The sequence below is a fragment of the Bacillus sp. FSL K6-0268 genome (assembly GCF_038005425.1).
GTDB classification, from domain to species: Bacteria; Bacillota; Bacilli; order Bacillales; family Bacillaceae_G; genus Bacillus_A; species Bacillus_A thuringiensis_S.
The window spans coordinates 3322238-3338144 of sequence record NZ_JBBOTF010000001.1; the positions used below are offsets into that span (position 1 = coordinate 3322238).

The window sequence follows — 15907 nt, forward strand, 5'->3', positions numbered from 1 at the left end:
AAACAAATATTTATAATAGGTTTTATCTCCTTCTATAGCTACTTCAAGACATGGACATTATGACGTTACGAACAACACATTTAGGGAGGAACGAACAATGAAGAAAAAAGTTGTACCTGTTGTTGCATCTGTTTTAGGGGCAAGTCTATTACTAACTGCTTGCGGGGGAAATAAAGATAATGCAGGCGGAGCGAAAGCAAACGATAAAGTACCTGATAAACAAGCAATTAACTTATCATTCGCTTCAGAAATTCCAACAATGGATGTTGCAAAAGCAACGGATGGGGAATCCATGAATGTAATGCGCAATGTTTTTGAAGGTTTATATGCAATGGGAGAAGATAATAAACCGATTCCTGGTGTTGCTGAGTCGGTTGACATTAGTCCCGATAAAACAAAATATACATTCCATCTGCGTGATTCAAAATGGTCAAACGGTACTCCTGTTACAGCAAAGGACTTCGTCTTTGCTTGGCAACGTGCCGTAAATCCTGATACAGCAGCTGAATACGCATTCTTATTCTTCGATGTACAGAATGCGAAACAAATAAACCAAAAACAATTACCAATTGATCAACTAGGGGTCAAAGCTGTTGATGACAAAACGTTAGAAGTACAACTAGACCGCCCTGTTCCTTACTTCTTAAGCTTAACGACATTCTCAACATTCTTGCCAATTAATGAAGAGTACTTAAAGTCTCAGGGCGATAAATACGGTTTAGAAACAAATCATTTAATTTACAACGGTGCTTTCACATTAGATAACTGGAAACACGAACAAAGTTTCCAATTGAAGAAAAACCCTAACTATTGGGATGCTAAAACGGTAAAATTAGAAGAAATCAACTTCAATGTCGTTAAAGATAAGTCTACAGAAGTGAATTTATATGATTCAGGACAAATTGATCGCGTTGCTTTAACTGCAGAGTTTGTTGATAAATATAAGAGCGATCCAAACTTCAAGGAACGCGCTGAAGTCGGCATTCAATTCTTACGACTAAATCAGAAAAATGAAACATTAAAAAATCAACATGCACGCCTTGCTATTAACGGCGCAATGAATAAAAAAGCATACGTAGAAACAATTTTAAATAACGGTGCTGTTCCAGCTGAAGGAATGGTTCCTGCGAAATTTGCAAAAAGTCCAGAAGGCAATGACTTCCGTAAAGAAAATGGAAATCTAGTCAAGGATGATGTGAAAACAGCGAAAGAAAACTGGAAAAAAGCAAAACAAGAACTTGGTACTGACAAAGTAACAATCGAACTATTAACAAGTGACAATGCTTTAGCTAAAAAGACTGGTGAATATTTAAAAGGTGAGTTAGAAAAGAACTTAGATGGATTAACAGTGAATTTAAAACCGCAACCACGTAAACAACAGTTGAAACTACTATTAAGTGGTGACTATGAAATTGGTATTGACGGCTGGGGCCCTGACTTCGCTGATCCAATTACATTCTTAGATTTATTTACAACAGATAGTGCTTATAACTTCGATAAGTACTCTAACAAAGAGTACGATGAGCTCATTCATAAAGTGAAAACAGATTTAGCTGGCGATGAAAAAGCACGCTTTGAAGCAATGAAGCAAGCTGAAAAAATTCTATTACAAGACGGCGCTGTCGCTCCTTTATACCAACAAGGTCGTTCTTACTTACAACGCTCTTTCATTAAAGGACTTGTAACAACTGACTTCGGCGGTGAATTTAACTATAAGTGGACAGAAGTTGCAAAATAACAAAAGTAAAAAGGTATCCTACGAAGGATACCTTTTACTTTTATACAACTTTAACTACAGAGCTTCCTCTTCCCTTTACCATTCCTTTTATAGCTAAAGTCGTCACTGCTACTAATTGTGTAACCAATACAATAACTAATAATGAAATAATATTTCTCTCTAAACTAACTCCTCCTAATATTATTGTATAATAGCCATTTGCTGCATATGTTGCTTGAAATAATTCACCGATCGTTTGATACGTTTTAGAAAGCATTTCAGTACCTCCTCACAACTTCAATTTACCATATACATACAAATCATTTTTGATTTAAATTGCGGATGAGCCCTTGTGACTGCAGGATAATAATTTATTTTCAACACATACATAATTACATGTTTTTGGGAAAAACTTGTATAGAACGAATTTACATAAGGAGGAATTTATAATGAGAATTCTACTATCAGTTTTATTAGCTCTTATGCTAGTACCTGCATTAACAGGATGTAAAGCCCCTGCAAAAGAAGACACAACTTCTAATAAAAAGACGACTGAAGAAGCAAAAAATGAGGCTCCTGCAGATTTAAAACTAAACTTTAATGAATTTAGTTTAGATGCAGACTATCAAGATACGAAGAAAGACTACGAAGCTGATTATAAGAATGTAGCCGCTGATAAGAAAATGGAAGCAAAGCTTGAAGACCATAAAACAAATGCAAAGTTTACAGGTGACGAGGCTATTACAAAATTAAGCCCACTTCTACAAGAATTAAAATTTGATAAAGATACTCCTGACCAAGAAGTAATCGATCAAGTAGTGAACGTGTTCAAACTTGATAAAGACTACCAAAAATTCGATTTAGAAGTTGTCTTCTCTGATGGAACGAAAAAAGAATATAAAAGAGAAATAAAATAAAGAAGTAGGCGATTGCCTACTTCTTTATTTTTGCATATCTTAAATCTGGTTTAGATCCAACATAATATTGAAGTCCAGATACCGTTTGTTTTTGTAAATAGGAATCCGACGGGAATATAATTGGAATTAATGGTGAATCTGTAAACATAATATCTTCCGCTTTATGCAATAAGTCAAAACGCTTATCTTCATTTTGTTCAACTTCTGCTTCCTTCACTAAAGCATCAAATTCTTTATTATGCCATTTTGCATAATTGTTTGGACCATCACCTGCATATAAATCTAATTTAGTAATTGGATCTAATAAAGAACCGCCCCATCCCATATAAGCCAATTGGAAATCACTTTGCTTATATGTGTCGATGTAACTCTTCCACTCTTTATTTTCTAATTTAATATCTACGCCAAGATTTTTCTTAAACATTTCTTGCATTGCTTCTGCTACTTTTTTATGTTGTGTATCTGTAGTGAATTTTAATGTTACTTCAGGTAATGTAGACCAGCCTTGTTCTTTCATGCCTTCTTCTAATAATTTTTTCGCTTCTGCTGGATCAAATTTAACGTAACCACCTTTTTCTTTACGGAAATCACGCCCACTTTGTGTTTTTGCTCCTTCTGGAACGAATGCATTTGCTTCTTGTGCATTGTTTTTATACAGTTTTTCAACAATAAACTTACGATCAACTGCTAATGAGAATGCTTTACGTACTTTCGCATTTGTGAATGGCTCTTTTTCTACGTTAAACGAATAAATATAAGATGAAAATCCTGCAACACGTTTATATTCTTTATTTCCTTTTTCTTTTTCAATCATTTCTTGCGGTAAACCGCTTAGTAAATCTAATTCTTTTGATTTATATAATTGGTACGCTGTTTTAGAATCTGGAATAATACGAAACTCAATTTCTTTTAATGTTACCTTTTTATCATAGTATTCTTTATTTTTTTGTACTGTAATAGCCTGATTATGCTTCCATTCTTTTAATGTGAATGGCCCGTTCGTAATTAACTCTTTTGGATCTGTTTTTAATTTATTATTATCATCAATCGACTTTTTAGCTAATGGAATAAATAATGAGCTTGCTAATTTCTGTTTAATAGAAGCAACTGGATGTTCAAGAGTTACCTTTAATGTTTGAAGATCAACGACTTGAATACCAACTTGTCCTTCTTCACCTTTTCCAGTATTGTATGCCTCTGCCCCTTTAATAAAATACATTTCTGTTGCATTCATAGAACCCGTTTTCGGATTCAATAATCGCTTCCATGCAAATTCAAAATCATTTGCTGTAATAGCAGAACCATCTGACCATTTAATATCTTTCTTTAAATGAATTGTATACTCAGTTCCATCAGCATTTACTTCTTCTTTCTCTGCTAATTCATTTTGATATTTCCCATCACTATCTTGCGTATATAAGCTTGAGAATAAATGTCCAATTACATAACCTGACGTGCTATCTGTCGCAATAGCGGAATCAAGTGTATATGGATCGCTACCAATATTCGTTACTAATCGATCGCCTTCTCCCTTACCAGCACTCGCCTTTTGCGTCTCTTTCTTACCGCAAGCGACAGAAGTAATTGCTAAAACAGTCATAATGACAAACAGTAAAAACTTCTTCATCCTACATTCTCCTTTAACCTGAAATTTTTGGTGTTGATGCCAATAGTGTTTTTGTATAAGAATGTTGTGGATTATAGAACACTTCGTCCGTATTTCCAAATTCAACAAGTTCTCCTTTATATAAGACAGCCACTTTTTCACATAAATAGTGAACCATCGGCAAATCATGTGCGATAAATAAATATGTATAGCCTTGTTCCTTTTGAATCTTTTGCAGCAGATGTACAATTTGAATTTGCAATGAAACATCTAATGCTGAAATTGGTTCATCAAGAATCAATACTTCTGGCTCACACAATAACGCTCTTGCAATAGCAATTCGTTGACGTTGTCCTCCGCTAAATTCGTGCGGATAGCGATCGATATATCGTCTATCTAATCCCACACGTTCTAGCGCATCACCTGCTACTTTATCCTTTAATCCTTTATCACCTAAACCGAATGAAATATAACCCTCCGTTACGCTATCGCGTACTTTCCAGCGCGGATTTAATGCTGCTGTGGAATCTTGAAAAATGAACTGTACTTTCTGTAAAAAATCTCGCCTATGAGCTGATTTCAGCTTGTGAACGACTTGACCGTTATAATCAATTTCACCAGACGTTGGACTCTCAATCCCTGCTATGAGCTTTCCAAGTGTTGTTTTTCCTGAACCACTTTCACCAATAATGCCAAGTGTTGTTCCTTTCGGAATAGAAAGTGATATGTCTTTTAACGCTGTGATTTCTTTACTTTTACTTCCATACGTTTTCGTTACTTGCTTTATAGTAATTAAATCTGTCGTCATGAGGCATTCACCTTCTCTTTTGATTTCGCTTTATTATGCTCTAGAACATGTTGCCAACAATGTGAACTATGCTCCTTAGAATATGTGGTTCTCTCTGGAAAACGATGAATACATTCTTTTATCGCTACTGGACAACGATTTACAAAAGGACAACCAAAGCTATTTAATGTTTCAATGGAAGGTGTCGTTCCTTCTATAGCACGTAATACCTTTTCGGAATCATCCATATTCGGAATTGCTTGTAATAAACTTTTCGTATATGGATGTTTAGGAGAACCTATTACCTCCTGTATCGTTCCTTTTTCAACAACACGTCCCCCGTACATAACAACTACTCGATCAGCTACTTCACGTACAAGTGCCAAATCATGTGTAATTAATAAAATACTCGTATTTTGTTTTTCTTTTCTTTCTTTTAATAGCCCCATAATTTGTTTCTGAATCGTTACATCTAACGCTGTTGTCGGCTCGTCTGCAATTACAAGCTTTGGGTGACAAGCAAACGCAATTGCTAAACAAATACGCTGCCTCATACCTCCGCTTAATTGATGTGGGTACTGTTCAAAGCGTTTCTCTGCTTCATGTATCCCTAAACCCGTTAACAAGTTAATCGCAATTTCCTTTGCTTCTCTTTTCGATTTTTTCCCATGTTGCAAAACTACTTCTGTAATTTGTTTGCCTACCTTCATCGTTGGGTTTAAAGATGAAAGCGGATCTTGAAATATAAAGGAAATATCTTTTCCGCGAATTTGATTCCATTCTGACTCTTGTAAATTCGTTAATTCATTTGCTTGGAAAGCTATATTCCCATCATCGATATGAATAGATTCTTGATTTAATCCGACAATAGATTGTGCTGTAACACTTTTTCCTGAACCACTTTCTCCTACAAGTGCAACGATTTCACCTTCATTAATAGAAAAGGAAACATGCTTCACAATTGCTTGCTTACTATTCTCTTTTTCAACGGTCAATGTTACGTTTTCTAAAGATAAGAGCTGTGCCATGTTTTTTCTCCTTTCGATTCCGTTTGACGATTTTTGGATCAATCGCATCTTGCAAACCATCACCAATTGCATTAAATGCGAACATAATGAGTGCAATCATGATTGCCGGGAAAAATAGCTGCCACCATTCTCCGCTCAATAATGTCCCGAGTGCATCATTCGTCATCGTCCCCCAACTTGCCGCTGGTGATTGTACTCCAAGTCCTATAAAGCTTAAAAATGATTCTGAAAAAATAGCTGCTGGAATTGTAAATGATAAATTCACGATAATAATCCCTGTTAAATTCGGAATTAAATGCCCATATATAATTTTCATATGTGATGTACCTAATCGCTCTGCTGCAATAACAAATTCTCTTTGTTTTAAAGACAAGACCTGCGCTCTAACGAGACGTGCCATGCCAATCCATCCTGTTAACGCAAGAGCGATTATAATTGTAAAAAGTCCTGGTTTCATCACGATCAATAGTAAAATAACAATTAATAAATATGGGATACCATATAACACTTCAATCCCTCGTATAATCCATTCATCTATTAACGTTCCAAGACGATTACGCCCTCTCACATATCCACTAAATCCACCAATCAGTACACCAAGCCCTATATCGAGGGCAGCTGCTACTAATCCAACTGTTAGTGAAATCTTCCCACCAGCCCAAGTACGTGCCCAAATATCTCTCCCTAGATCATCTGTTCCAAACCAATGTTCACTACTCGGCGGTAAATTTGTTGCCTCTTTTACTTGTTCACTCGCAGTAAATGAAGTTAAACTTTCGCCAATAAGCGAGAAAACAATAATTAGCAATAACGTCACTGTTCCTAAAACTGCGATTGGATTCGATATAAACTTACGAAACACTTCTTTCTTTCTGCTAATTGTTTGCTGATTTTTATTTATCGTTAATTCTTTTTTCTCTTCTTTCGTTAATAACTGTTCATTAATCTCATAAGCTCCCATTTAAATATCCCCCCTCCTTATGTAATAGAACGAATACGCGGATCAACAATGCGATGAATAATATCTGTAATGAAAATACAAGCAATTAATAATGCACTATAGAAAATCGTTGTTCCCATAATCACCGGATAGTCTCGGTTAAAAATACTATCTACAAAATATTTTCCTAGGCCAGGAATTGAAAAGATTTTTTCAATAACGAAAGTCCCTGTTAAGAGTCCAGCCATTAACGGTCCAACAAATGTAAGTACTGGAACAATCGCATTTCGAAGAGCGTGTCTTATAATAATCTTCTTAATTGGTATACCTTTTGCTCTTGCTAGCTTAATATAATCACTCTGCAGTACTTCGATCATATTAGAACGAACAAACCTTGTAATAACTGCGATTGGCCCTAACGCTAATGCAAAGGATGGCAATACCGTCTGTTCGAATGTTCCCCAAGAGGCTACTGGTAAAAACTCAAATTGGATAGCGAATACTTGTATAAATAGTGGCGCTAAAATAAAACTTGGAATAGAAATACCTAAAATTGCGAGCAAACTCACACTATAGTCAATTACTCTCCCATGATATAGAGCAGCAAATGTCCCTGCCGCAATTCCTACTAACAATGAAATAACAAGTGCTTGTAGACCAATAATTGCTGATGGACCAAAGCCAGTTGTTATAATTTCTGATACACCTTGCCCGGTTGATTGAACCGATTCACCAAAATCAAAATGAACTACACCGTCTAAATAAGCAACATATTGATTCCATAACGGTTCATCAAGGTGATACTTCGCTCTCATGTTTTGGATCACTTCTTCAGGAAAGATTTTTGCATCTGATGAAAATGGATCTCCCGGAATAATATGCATAATTAGAAATGTCACTGTCGTAATAACCCATAGTGTGAACACCATAACCGATAATTTTTTAATTACATACACTTCAATAACCCCCTAAACACATGAATTTACTTTGTTTTATGAATGTACTTTTTCCATTACTCCCTTTTCTCTTTTTAGAATACAAAAAGCCTTGATCTTAAAAAATAAGATCAAGGCTTAACAAACAAAGGCCCATCACTTATCTTTCAAGACTTGCTTGCTGGAATTAGCACGGTGTTCCTATTACAGAACCCGCTGCTGAGGTGTCATAGGGCCAGTCCCTCTACCTCTCTGGATAAGTAAATTGCTATATTATTATTTGGTTCAAATTGTATATTTCGAATTATAATTCTGAAAAATTGAAAAGTCAATCGAATTGGATAAATTTAGAAAAATCAGTTTTTAATTCATTTATCGAAATTACAGTTTTCGGCTTATCATAAAAAGAAATGATGTTAAAGGAGTTATAAGATGGACCCCTTACTTCTTGCTACTATAGGATTACCCTTAACAATCGTTATACTTGTCATCATCGGCTCCTATAAACTCTTTATTAAAAAGAAACGTATTACTTCTTTTTATACTCCTTTCGATAATATTACCGGGCAAACTATTTCCGAATTTCACGAAGAACAGAAAATATTAGTATCTGAGGATGAAGACGGAGATGGCAAGAAGAAAAAATAACCTTGCACAGGCAAGGTTATTTTTTCGTTTCTGCTTGAAAACGTTTATAGTATGTCGATGCTGTTGCAAAGTTAATTTCTATATCACGAATCAACGATGAATCTTCTTCTTTAGCTAACTTCTGTAATTTTTTCATCGCTTGTTCTGATTCATTCAAGAAACCAACATATACCTCATGTTCTTGCTCTTTCGACTTCGGAACACGAATTTCTTTACGTATATGATCAATATCTTCTAACATGCTCGTTGTTACCTTTTGCACGTCTTCTTTATATGTTGCATTCGTTATTTCCTTACCGCCCTTTTCTTTTGCCACTTCAAATAACTGCAGTGCTTTATTAATTTCTTTATTCATTTTTATATCGTATTTTTCATGTACTGCAAGGTATTCTTTCATCTCTTCTGTTTGTTCAGTAGATTGCTCTACCTTTTCTTTCGGTTCTTTCGTATCTTTATTTCCATTACATCCTGCTAGAAGGATCATACTTCCCATTACAGCAATACCCAAAACCTTCTTCATCTCTTCTTCTCCTTTTATCTACAGCTATTACTCATTATAGTTTCTTTTATCTCCACTTGTTATTATACCGAGAACGCCCTACTTTTTACACTTAAGACGACATCGTAATATATATACCAACATGTTTGTCACAGTATCGTCACTTTATACAAATAACTTTTGCAATGCTTTACTACATCACCTTACAAAACTGTAAGCACACATAAAGAACAAACCATGCTAGACTTACATATGCATAACGCAAACATATGTAAGGTTTTAAGGAGAATCATCTATGTACAACACAATGCCTTTTATGGGAGAAGATATTCGTGTCCTTATTCACGAAAAATCACTTCATATCGAAAATACAGAGAGCCTTCGCCGCGTATTAAAGAAGAAGCATGCTCCATTTAAGTTAGCTCAATATTTAAAACAACAACATACAAATCAATTTCATACCGTGCTAAATATATCGGATAAATCATTAACAATCGAAATCATCGGTCATGTCTACATTGGAAACTTTGCAGATACCTTAAAGGAAATCCCACGTATACCGAAGATTGCTCCTATTATCGTTAAAAAAGCGTATAAAATTACTGACCATACCGATATTATCGACTGTGGGGAAAAAGAAGTCGATAGTAATCGCTGGGTGTGGGATAAACTTGCTGTTTTATATGATACGATCATGAATAATATGTATGAGGTATTTCAAAGAAATGAAAAAAAGAACTGATTCAAACATTCCCTTTGAATCAGTTCTTTTTTGTTAAGCCTCTAAATTTTGTCTTTGTTGCAGTTCAAACTGCTTCTCACTTCTTCTGGCCATAAATAGATAACATAATACTGCCCCTACTTCACAAAGCGCAATAACAACACCCATCGGTAACGCTGTATTACTCCCACCAATACCTACTAGCGGAGCGACAAGCGCTCCTGAAATGAACTGTAATAAGCCTAATAAAGCTGACGCTGTTCCTGCAGCTTGCTTCTGATTTCTCATCGCTAATGAGAACCCAGTTGTTGATACAACCCCGACACTTGATACAACAAGGAATAACGAACATAAAACACCGATTAAACCTATTCCTAGTACGATTGTCAGTAGTAAAGATAGGCCACCAACAGCTGCGATAATAATACCAGCAACAAATAATGTCTTCTCATTCACTTTCCCCGCTAAACGACCCGTTACCTGACTAGCAATAATAATACCGATGCCGTTAATCGCAAAGAATAAACTAAATTGCTGTGGTGATGCTCCGTATATGTTCTGCAACACAAATGGTGAGCCCGAAATGTATGCAAACATTGCCGCTGTTACTAATCCTTGTGACAATGCATATCCCATAAACAGACGGTCCTTTAACAATTTTCCGTACGTCGCCAAAGTCCCTGACAAACCACCCGTTTCTCTTTCTTCAGGAGGTAATGTTTCACGCAATACAAAAGTAGCTGAGATTAACATGAATACGCTAATTGCTCCAAGAACGATGAAAACACCGCGCCACGTTGTAAACTGTAATAATTGCCCCCCAATAATCGGTGCCAAAATAGGTGCTGCTCCGTTTACTAACATAAGCAGTGAGAAAAACTTCGTCATTTCAGAACCTGAGTACATATCACGTACCATCGCACGTGATATAACAATCCCGGCTGATCCTGAAGCTCCTTGTAGGAAGCGCAATAACACTAATGTCCAAATAGATGGCGCAACAGCACAAAGTAAAGAAGAAGCAACATAAATAATAAGAGCAATAATAAGTGGTTTGCGTCTTCCGTAAATATCACTAATTGAGCCAACAAATAATTGTCCTACTGACAGCCCAAGCAGACAAGCTGTTAATGTAAGCTGCGCTAGGGATGCACCTGTTTGCAAGTCATCCGTTAACTTCGGTAATGAAGGCAAATACATATCAATAGATAATGGCCCAATCGCCGTAAGTGTTCCTAATACAAGAATCATCCATAACCTGTTTGCCTTTACAGGTTTATATATTTCGTGATTAACTTCATTCACTTTTTCAATTCACCCTTTCCTATACACACTGAATCGTAACAATTATAGTTACATCATAAACATACGTCAAGTACAGCGCATTTTCCTCTTTCATAATGTAAAAAAAGCGATAGAAATTCTATCGCTTTACTTTTTCACATTGCTATTCGTAAATTTAGATACTGAGGCCATCGTCTCTCCTGTATCTAAATATGTAATTTGAATTGGGTCTCCTACTTCTGTAAACATAGCATACGGGAATTTCTTCACCGGTATCATAAATACCTTTTGTTCATTCTCTAAAAGTACGTACACGATTGTATTTTCACCTGATTTCTCTTTATATACACGTTGTACAATACCTTCTTTTTGCGCTTCTTTTCCTGTTGAGGTTGGTCTAAAGGTATCACCATTACCACTCATTACGTTTTTATAATTCTCAAGCGCTTCTTTCTGCGAAGAACCTGTCGCAAATATTTTTGCATTAGCAGCATATACAACTGTATGTGCACGTACTAGGCCTCCATCATCAACAACCGGAATAATCCAAGCTGGTTTACCGTATACGTTATAAATGACAGGCATTGTCCCATGCCATTTCTCTCTCTTAAAGGAATTATCCACTACTTCTGTAGCTGCTGAACCATCCATAATCCCCTTCACTTCTTTTCCATTATAGTAATATAGCTTGCCTGTGCGTGCATCTACTAATGAATAGCCTAGGGCTGAATCTACTCCTTCTTTTGGAGAAGTAAAGTCTGTAAAATAATATAGTGTTCCATCTTTACCAAAGATCGGGGTCACGCCTTCTTTCGTTCCCCACTCAGTCGGAATCTTCATATCAGTTTGCGAGAATTTCGTATTCCAAAATCCGTGAATATATTTACCAAAGTACGTATTTAACGTAGATGCAGTCTCATGATTTAATACACCATCAACAAATTTAGGTGCCTTTCCTTTATCATACCTTTTCACTTCACCTGTTTGTGCGTCTACTACGACAACACCCTCTACCTCAAATCCAGATCTTCCTGAAATAAATTCACCATACGTCATTGTATAATATGGTTTCCCTTTATCATCAACCTCAAATTTAGGTTTTCCTTTAAAGATTAAATCTGGTTCTGCTTGCCTTACCACACGCTCTAAATTATTACCAAAAAACATGCTTGGCACATATTTCATTTTATAACCGAGGTGCAGTTTCGCTTCCGCATCAGGATTTGTACCTGACATCGTTACATACCCTGGAATTGTCTCAGCTTTACGCGCTTTAAAAAATCCTGAAACTTCAATCGGCGCTACATATAAAGCTTCGCCGTTTACCATTTGTGGCGTTAATTCTCCTAGCTCAAAATAAGCTACTTTCGGAATATCACCAAATACTTTTTTCATCTTATTCTCCGCTGTCTTTGGCGGCACTGTAAACGGCTGGTCATTTTCAGTAAATGACTCTGAAATATCTTTCTCTACCTTAACAACAGAATCATATTTCTTTTGCGAGATTACTATATCGTGCAAATAACCAAAGTAACCGTAACTTGCGAGTAAAATAAACATTAGAAGTCCTTTTAACGTACCTTCTAATTTACCTATTTGATCTTGTGAAAATAAAACAAGCCCAATTAAAATTGCTACTGCAACAGAATAATGAGTAAGAATCGAATCTACTCGATCATCAATTAGCCAAAAGTATTCATAGATTGCAATACCTATCCAAAATAAAACAGGAATAACTAAAATAGATGATTTCTTACCCTTTACAACCTTCTTATCTCCCTTCTTATCCACTGCTCGAAGCTTACTACTACTTCTTGTCCATGGAATCAAAAACAAAGTAAGAATAGCTAAAACTACAAATTTCATCAAAGGCACTGTCCCCTTTTCTTTTGTATTCCCTTTTAGTATAACAAATAAAGGGTATTAAGGTGAAAATAGGAATAGTTATATTTTTTTACTACTTAATACAATCCCGCTTACTACATATAGAATAGATGCAATATAAAAAATTGTACCAATCGTAAAGAAATCTACTAAATATCCCGTGGCAATAACCGCTACTGCTCCGCCAATGGATGTCCACACATGGTATTTTCCAATCTCATAACCAGCCTTTTCCTGCGCAACCTTTCGTGCTAACGAAGTCTTCTCAGTATTACGCTGCACAGCACCTAAAACTCCCATTACAATTTGAAGAAGATACACATGCCATACTTCCGTGGCAATCGGAAAACAAAGCATTAAGATTGCCATGGACCAAGCGTATATTATTAATAATTTTTTATCACCTACTTGATCAGATACCTTTCCCACTAGTGGATATACAAGTGCTGATGTTAAAGCAAATAAGCCATACGCCCAGCCAAATTGCGAGAAGCTATTTCCAACGTTTCGAAGCAATAATATATAAAAAGGAAATACCATACTTCCTGCCATCATGATGATACTTTGCGAAGCTACAAATCTTCTATATGTCATTTCGTATACTCCCTATAAAATAAATTCACAAATCTCTCTTCTGAATCTACTTCCTTCTTTTTCTTGAGAAATTCTTCAATACGAGGATATGCCTTCTTTAACTGCTCTTTCGTTGGATAAGAATAATACGGCAAATAGTAACTACCGTTATGCTTTAAAGTAACATCAATCATCTTCCGAATGACATCCTCTGTTTTCTTTATCTCACTATCTGAGCGTCCCTGGTTAATTAAAAGAACCAGCGCAAACATATCATCTTTCGCATAGGACAAAACTGCATTTTCATTCTTTTCCACGTAACGAATCGTAATGTTGAGCAAATTAAACTCTTCTTCATTTAATACGTTACGTAAATCATCTATATACTCCGTGAAAGCATCTATAGGCACAAAGTATTCTTGTAACACTTCGGTCCTATTTGGATTTTCATATTCCATAAAAGCACTATCTGATCTCATAACATTATTACGCGTCTCATACTTTCCATCTGTACGTTCAAAATAACCTCTTTGTATATTCCAAAATGTATTCTTTCCCCAATCACTATAACGTGATAACCCAAGTAAAAATTTCGGTGCAGCTATAATATTTTCTTCCTTTAATTCACTGTACTCTTCTCTCATATTTTGATTTTGTGCCAAAGTATAATCTGTCACATACATCTCTTTTAAAAATGAATTTGGAGCAACAGAAATACGTGCTAAGTGCATACGAACATTCTCATCTCTTTTCACTTTCTCTTTGAAATAAGATGCGTATTCTTTATAATCTATCATTCTCGTGTGCATTTCATATAATTCATCATCTGTTAACTTCAGCGTCACATCTAAAATAACTCCAAATAAACCGTAACCACCAATGACATATGGAAATAACGCTGCATTTTCTTCTCTACTTACATTACGTACCGTGCCATCTGCCATTAACAATCTAAATGACTCTATTGTATCAATCAGTGCCTCATGACGAATATCACGCCCGTGTACATTTACACTTAATGAACCACCAACAGTAAAAATATTTTGAGACTGCATGACCTGTACCGCAAGGCCATATGGATTTATTTTCTTCTGAATATCATTCCACGTGACACCACTTTGAACTGTAATCCGCTTCTTCTCTGGATCAAATTCTAATATTTTATTATATCCTTTCATATCGAGCATCGTACCATTCGGATAATATGTCTGTCCTCCTTGGCTATGTTGCATACCTGCAATGGAAATTTTCTCTCCTGAAACTTTTGCATCTCGCACTAATTTTATTAACGAGTGCTCTTCCGTAGCACTTTCAACTCGTTTTATTTTTGTCGGAAGCAATTTACCTACATCACTCATAATAGGATGATCAATTTGTTTTTTATACGTATGTACAGACGTTGCAAGCAAAACCGTATATGCCGCAATGACCACTGCTATCTTTCTTTTTTTCAAAGGACACTCTCCTTATTAGCAACAAAAAGAGATACCCGTTCTTTCAGGTACCTCTCTTGACAGTGATTACTTTGCTGCTGGCAATTGTATTGGATCAAATTTATCATACGATGTAAACTTTGCATCCGTAATAATGTGCGCTTTATCTTCACCATTGCTACTCATAACCATATCTATCTTTGCTGATTCATATTTAAAATCTTTTGTAATAATATATTCCCCATCTATTTCTTCTATCTTTGCATTTTGGCCTTGTAGCATTTGTTTCTGCTTTTCATCCATACTAGCTAGCATACTCTCTGTCTCTTTCCCTTTTAATGCAAACTTCAGCTTATAATTATCTCCACTTTTCTCCATCTTCACTTTATTTAAAATTTCCGATGGAATCTCTAAATTATCTACCATTCCTTGAGTCGCATTCATTCCGTTAGCATTTAATTGTTCCTCTGGTACAGACATAACTTCACCCGAATTAGGATTTTTCACCTGACCAGCAATTTTTCCACCCACATCATAAACAATAACCTCTGTACCAGAAACATTCATTTCAGAACGAGAGTTTTTTTTCTTCGGCTCTAGTTGCATTTTAGCCTTCATTACATTCATCTCTGTTCCTTCAGCCTTTATTCCCACATCATATGTCATCGTTACATTTTCTTCGTTTTTAAAAGCTTCATTCGCTTTATTGAAAACATCCTTCGCTGTTAATTCCTTTTCTTTCTGCACAGCTTCTTTTTTCGGTTCATCAGTCTTTTTTGTTTCCTCATTACTACACCCTACTCCTAGACCAACTGCAAGTACTAAACTTGAAATTAAAATAAGTTTTTTCATAACGTCCCCTCCTTCCCAAAAATAATATCATCTCTTTTCCTATGAAATCTATATAATTCGTAATATTCTTCTTTAATTTTTTT

At 35.7% G+C, this 15907-nt stretch carries 16 protein-coding genes and 1 riboswitch; of the genes, 4 read left to right on the top strand and 12 right to left on the bottom strand.

Annotated elements, in window-relative coordinates; genetic code table 11:
- Window positions 1–97: 97 nt before the first annotated feature.
- Window positions 98–1738, top strand: coding sequence for a peptide ABC transporter substrate-binding protein (locus MHI28_RS17035; protein ID WP_000731066.1), 1641 nt, complete (start codon window positions 98–100; stop codon window positions 1736–1738).
- Between the two features lie 40 nt (window positions 1739–1778).
- Here MHI28_RS17035 and MHI28_RS17040 read toward each other — a convergent pair whose 3' ends face one another.
- Window positions 1779–1994, bottom strand: a complete 216-nt coding sequence (locus MHI28_RS17040; protein ID WP_340828116.1) for a hypothetical protein — start codon at window positions 1992–1994, stop codon at window positions 1779–1781.
- 172 nt (window positions 1995–2166) lie between these two features.
- Here MHI28_RS17040 and MHI28_RS17045 point away from each other — a divergent pair, with 172 nt between their 5' ends.
- Window positions 2167–2634 (top strand): YusW family protein, encoded by a 468-nt coding sequence (locus MHI28_RS17045; RefSeq protein WP_001221557.1) that lies wholly within the window; start codon window positions 2167–2169, stop codon window positions 2632–2634.
- A 16-nt stretch (window positions 2635–2650) separates the two neighbouring features.
- Here MHI28_RS17045 and MHI28_RS17050 read toward each other — a convergent pair whose 3' ends face one another.
- The 5 genes from MHI28_RS17050 to MHI28_RS17070 are packed head-to-tail and all read right to left on the bottom strand — an operon-like array spanning window position 2651 to window position 7951.
- Window positions 2651–4261: a peptide ABC transporter substrate-binding protein gene (locus tag MHI28_RS17050; protein ID WP_000714109.1), complete on the bottom strand. Its 1611-nt coding sequence runs from the start codon at window positions 4259–4261 to the stop codon at window positions 2651–2653.
- 13 nt (window positions 4262–4274) lie between these two features.
- The gene (locus tag MHI28_RS17055) at window positions 4275–5048 is read right to left on the bottom strand and encodes an ABC transporter ATP-binding protein (protein WP_000205648.1); all 774 of its coding nucleotides are present in this window, start codon (window positions 5046–5048) and stop codon (window positions 4275–4277) included.
- A complete protein-coding gene (locus MHI28_RS17060; protein ID WP_000057892.1) occupies window positions 5045–6055 on the bottom strand; it encodes an ABC transporter ATP-binding protein in 1011 nt (336 codons plus the stop codon). The genes MHI28_RS17055 and MHI28_RS17060 overlap by 4 nt, the downstream gene beginning before the upstream one ends.
- Window positions 6012–7016, bottom strand: coding sequence for an ABC transporter permease (locus MHI28_RS17065; protein WP_000501540.1), 1005 nt, complete (start codon window positions 7014–7016; stop codon window positions 6012–6014). The genes MHI28_RS17060 and MHI28_RS17065 overlap by 44 nt, the downstream gene beginning before the upstream one ends.
- A 17-nt stretch (window positions 7017–7033) precedes the next feature.
- Window positions 7034–7951: an ABC transporter permease gene (locus MHI28_RS17070; RefSeq protein ID WP_000289328.1), complete on the bottom strand. Its 918-nt coding sequence runs from the start codon at window positions 7949–7951 to the stop codon at window positions 7034–7036.
- 136 nt (window positions 7952–8087) lie between these two features.
- Window positions 8088–8193: riboswitch (SAM riboswitch) on the bottom strand.
- A gap of 169 nt (window positions 8194–8362) precedes the next feature.
- Between MHI28_RS17070 and MHI28_RS17075 the strand changes: the two genes are divergently transcribed.
- Window positions 8363–8578, top strand: coding sequence for a DUF3951 domain-containing protein (locus MHI28_RS17075; protein ID WP_000371395.1), 216 nt, complete (start codon window positions 8363–8365; stop codon window positions 8576–8578).
- A 16-nt stretch (window positions 8579–8594) separates the two neighbouring features.
- Here MHI28_RS17075 and MHI28_RS17080 read toward each other — a convergent pair whose 3' ends face one another.
- On the bottom strand, window positions 8595–9098 hold the full coding sequence (locus MHI28_RS17080; RefSeq protein WP_000756523.1) for a hypothetical protein: 504 nt from the start codon (window positions 9096–9098) through the stop codon (window positions 8595–8597).
- A gap of 274 nt (window positions 9099–9372) precedes the next feature.
- Between MHI28_RS17080 and MHI28_RS17085 the strand changes: the two genes are divergently transcribed.
- Window positions 9373–9819 carry a hypothetical protein gene (locus MHI28_RS17085; RefSeq protein WP_000282864.1) on the top strand — a complete coding sequence of 149 codons (447 nt, stop codon included), beginning with the start codon at window positions 9373–9375 and terminating at the stop codon, window positions 9817–9819.
- A gap of 33 nt (window positions 9820–9852) precedes the next feature.
- On the opposite strand, the gene MHI28_RS17090 is transcribed toward MHI28_RS17085, so the two are convergent.
- The 5 genes from MHI28_RS17090 to MHI28_RS17110 form a co-directional block, all read right to left on the bottom strand.
- Window positions 9853–11112 (bottom strand): multidrug effflux MFS transporter, encoded by a 1260-nt coding sequence (locus MHI28_RS17090; RefSeq protein ID WP_223266695.1) that lies wholly within the window; start codon window positions 11110–11112, stop codon window positions 9853–9855.
- Window positions 11113–11229: 117 nt separating this feature from the next.
- Window positions 11230–12948, bottom strand: coding sequence for a DUF3981 domain-containing protein (locus MHI28_RS17095; protein ID WP_000674051.1), 1719 nt, complete (start codon window positions 12946–12948; stop codon window positions 11230–11232).
- A gap of 78 nt (window positions 12949–13026) precedes the next feature.
- Window positions 13027–13560 (bottom strand): MFS transporter, encoded by a 534-nt coding sequence (locus MHI28_RS17100; protein ID WP_000222368.1) that lies wholly within the window; start codon window positions 13558–13560, stop codon window positions 13027–13029.
- Window positions 13557–14993: an FAD-binding oxidoreductase gene (locus MHI28_RS17105; protein ID WP_000746278.1), complete on the bottom strand. Its 1437-nt coding sequence runs from the start codon at window positions 14991–14993 to the stop codon at window positions 13557–13559. The genes MHI28_RS17100 and MHI28_RS17105 overlap by 4 nt, the downstream gene beginning before the upstream one ends.
- A 66-nt stretch (window positions 14994–15059) precedes the next feature.
- On the bottom strand, window positions 15060–15824 hold the full coding sequence (locus MHI28_RS17110) for a DUF6612 family protein (RefSeq protein WP_000733608.1): 765 nt from the start codon (window positions 15822–15824) through the stop codon (window positions 15060–15062).
- Window positions 15825–15907: the final 83 nt, after the last annotated feature.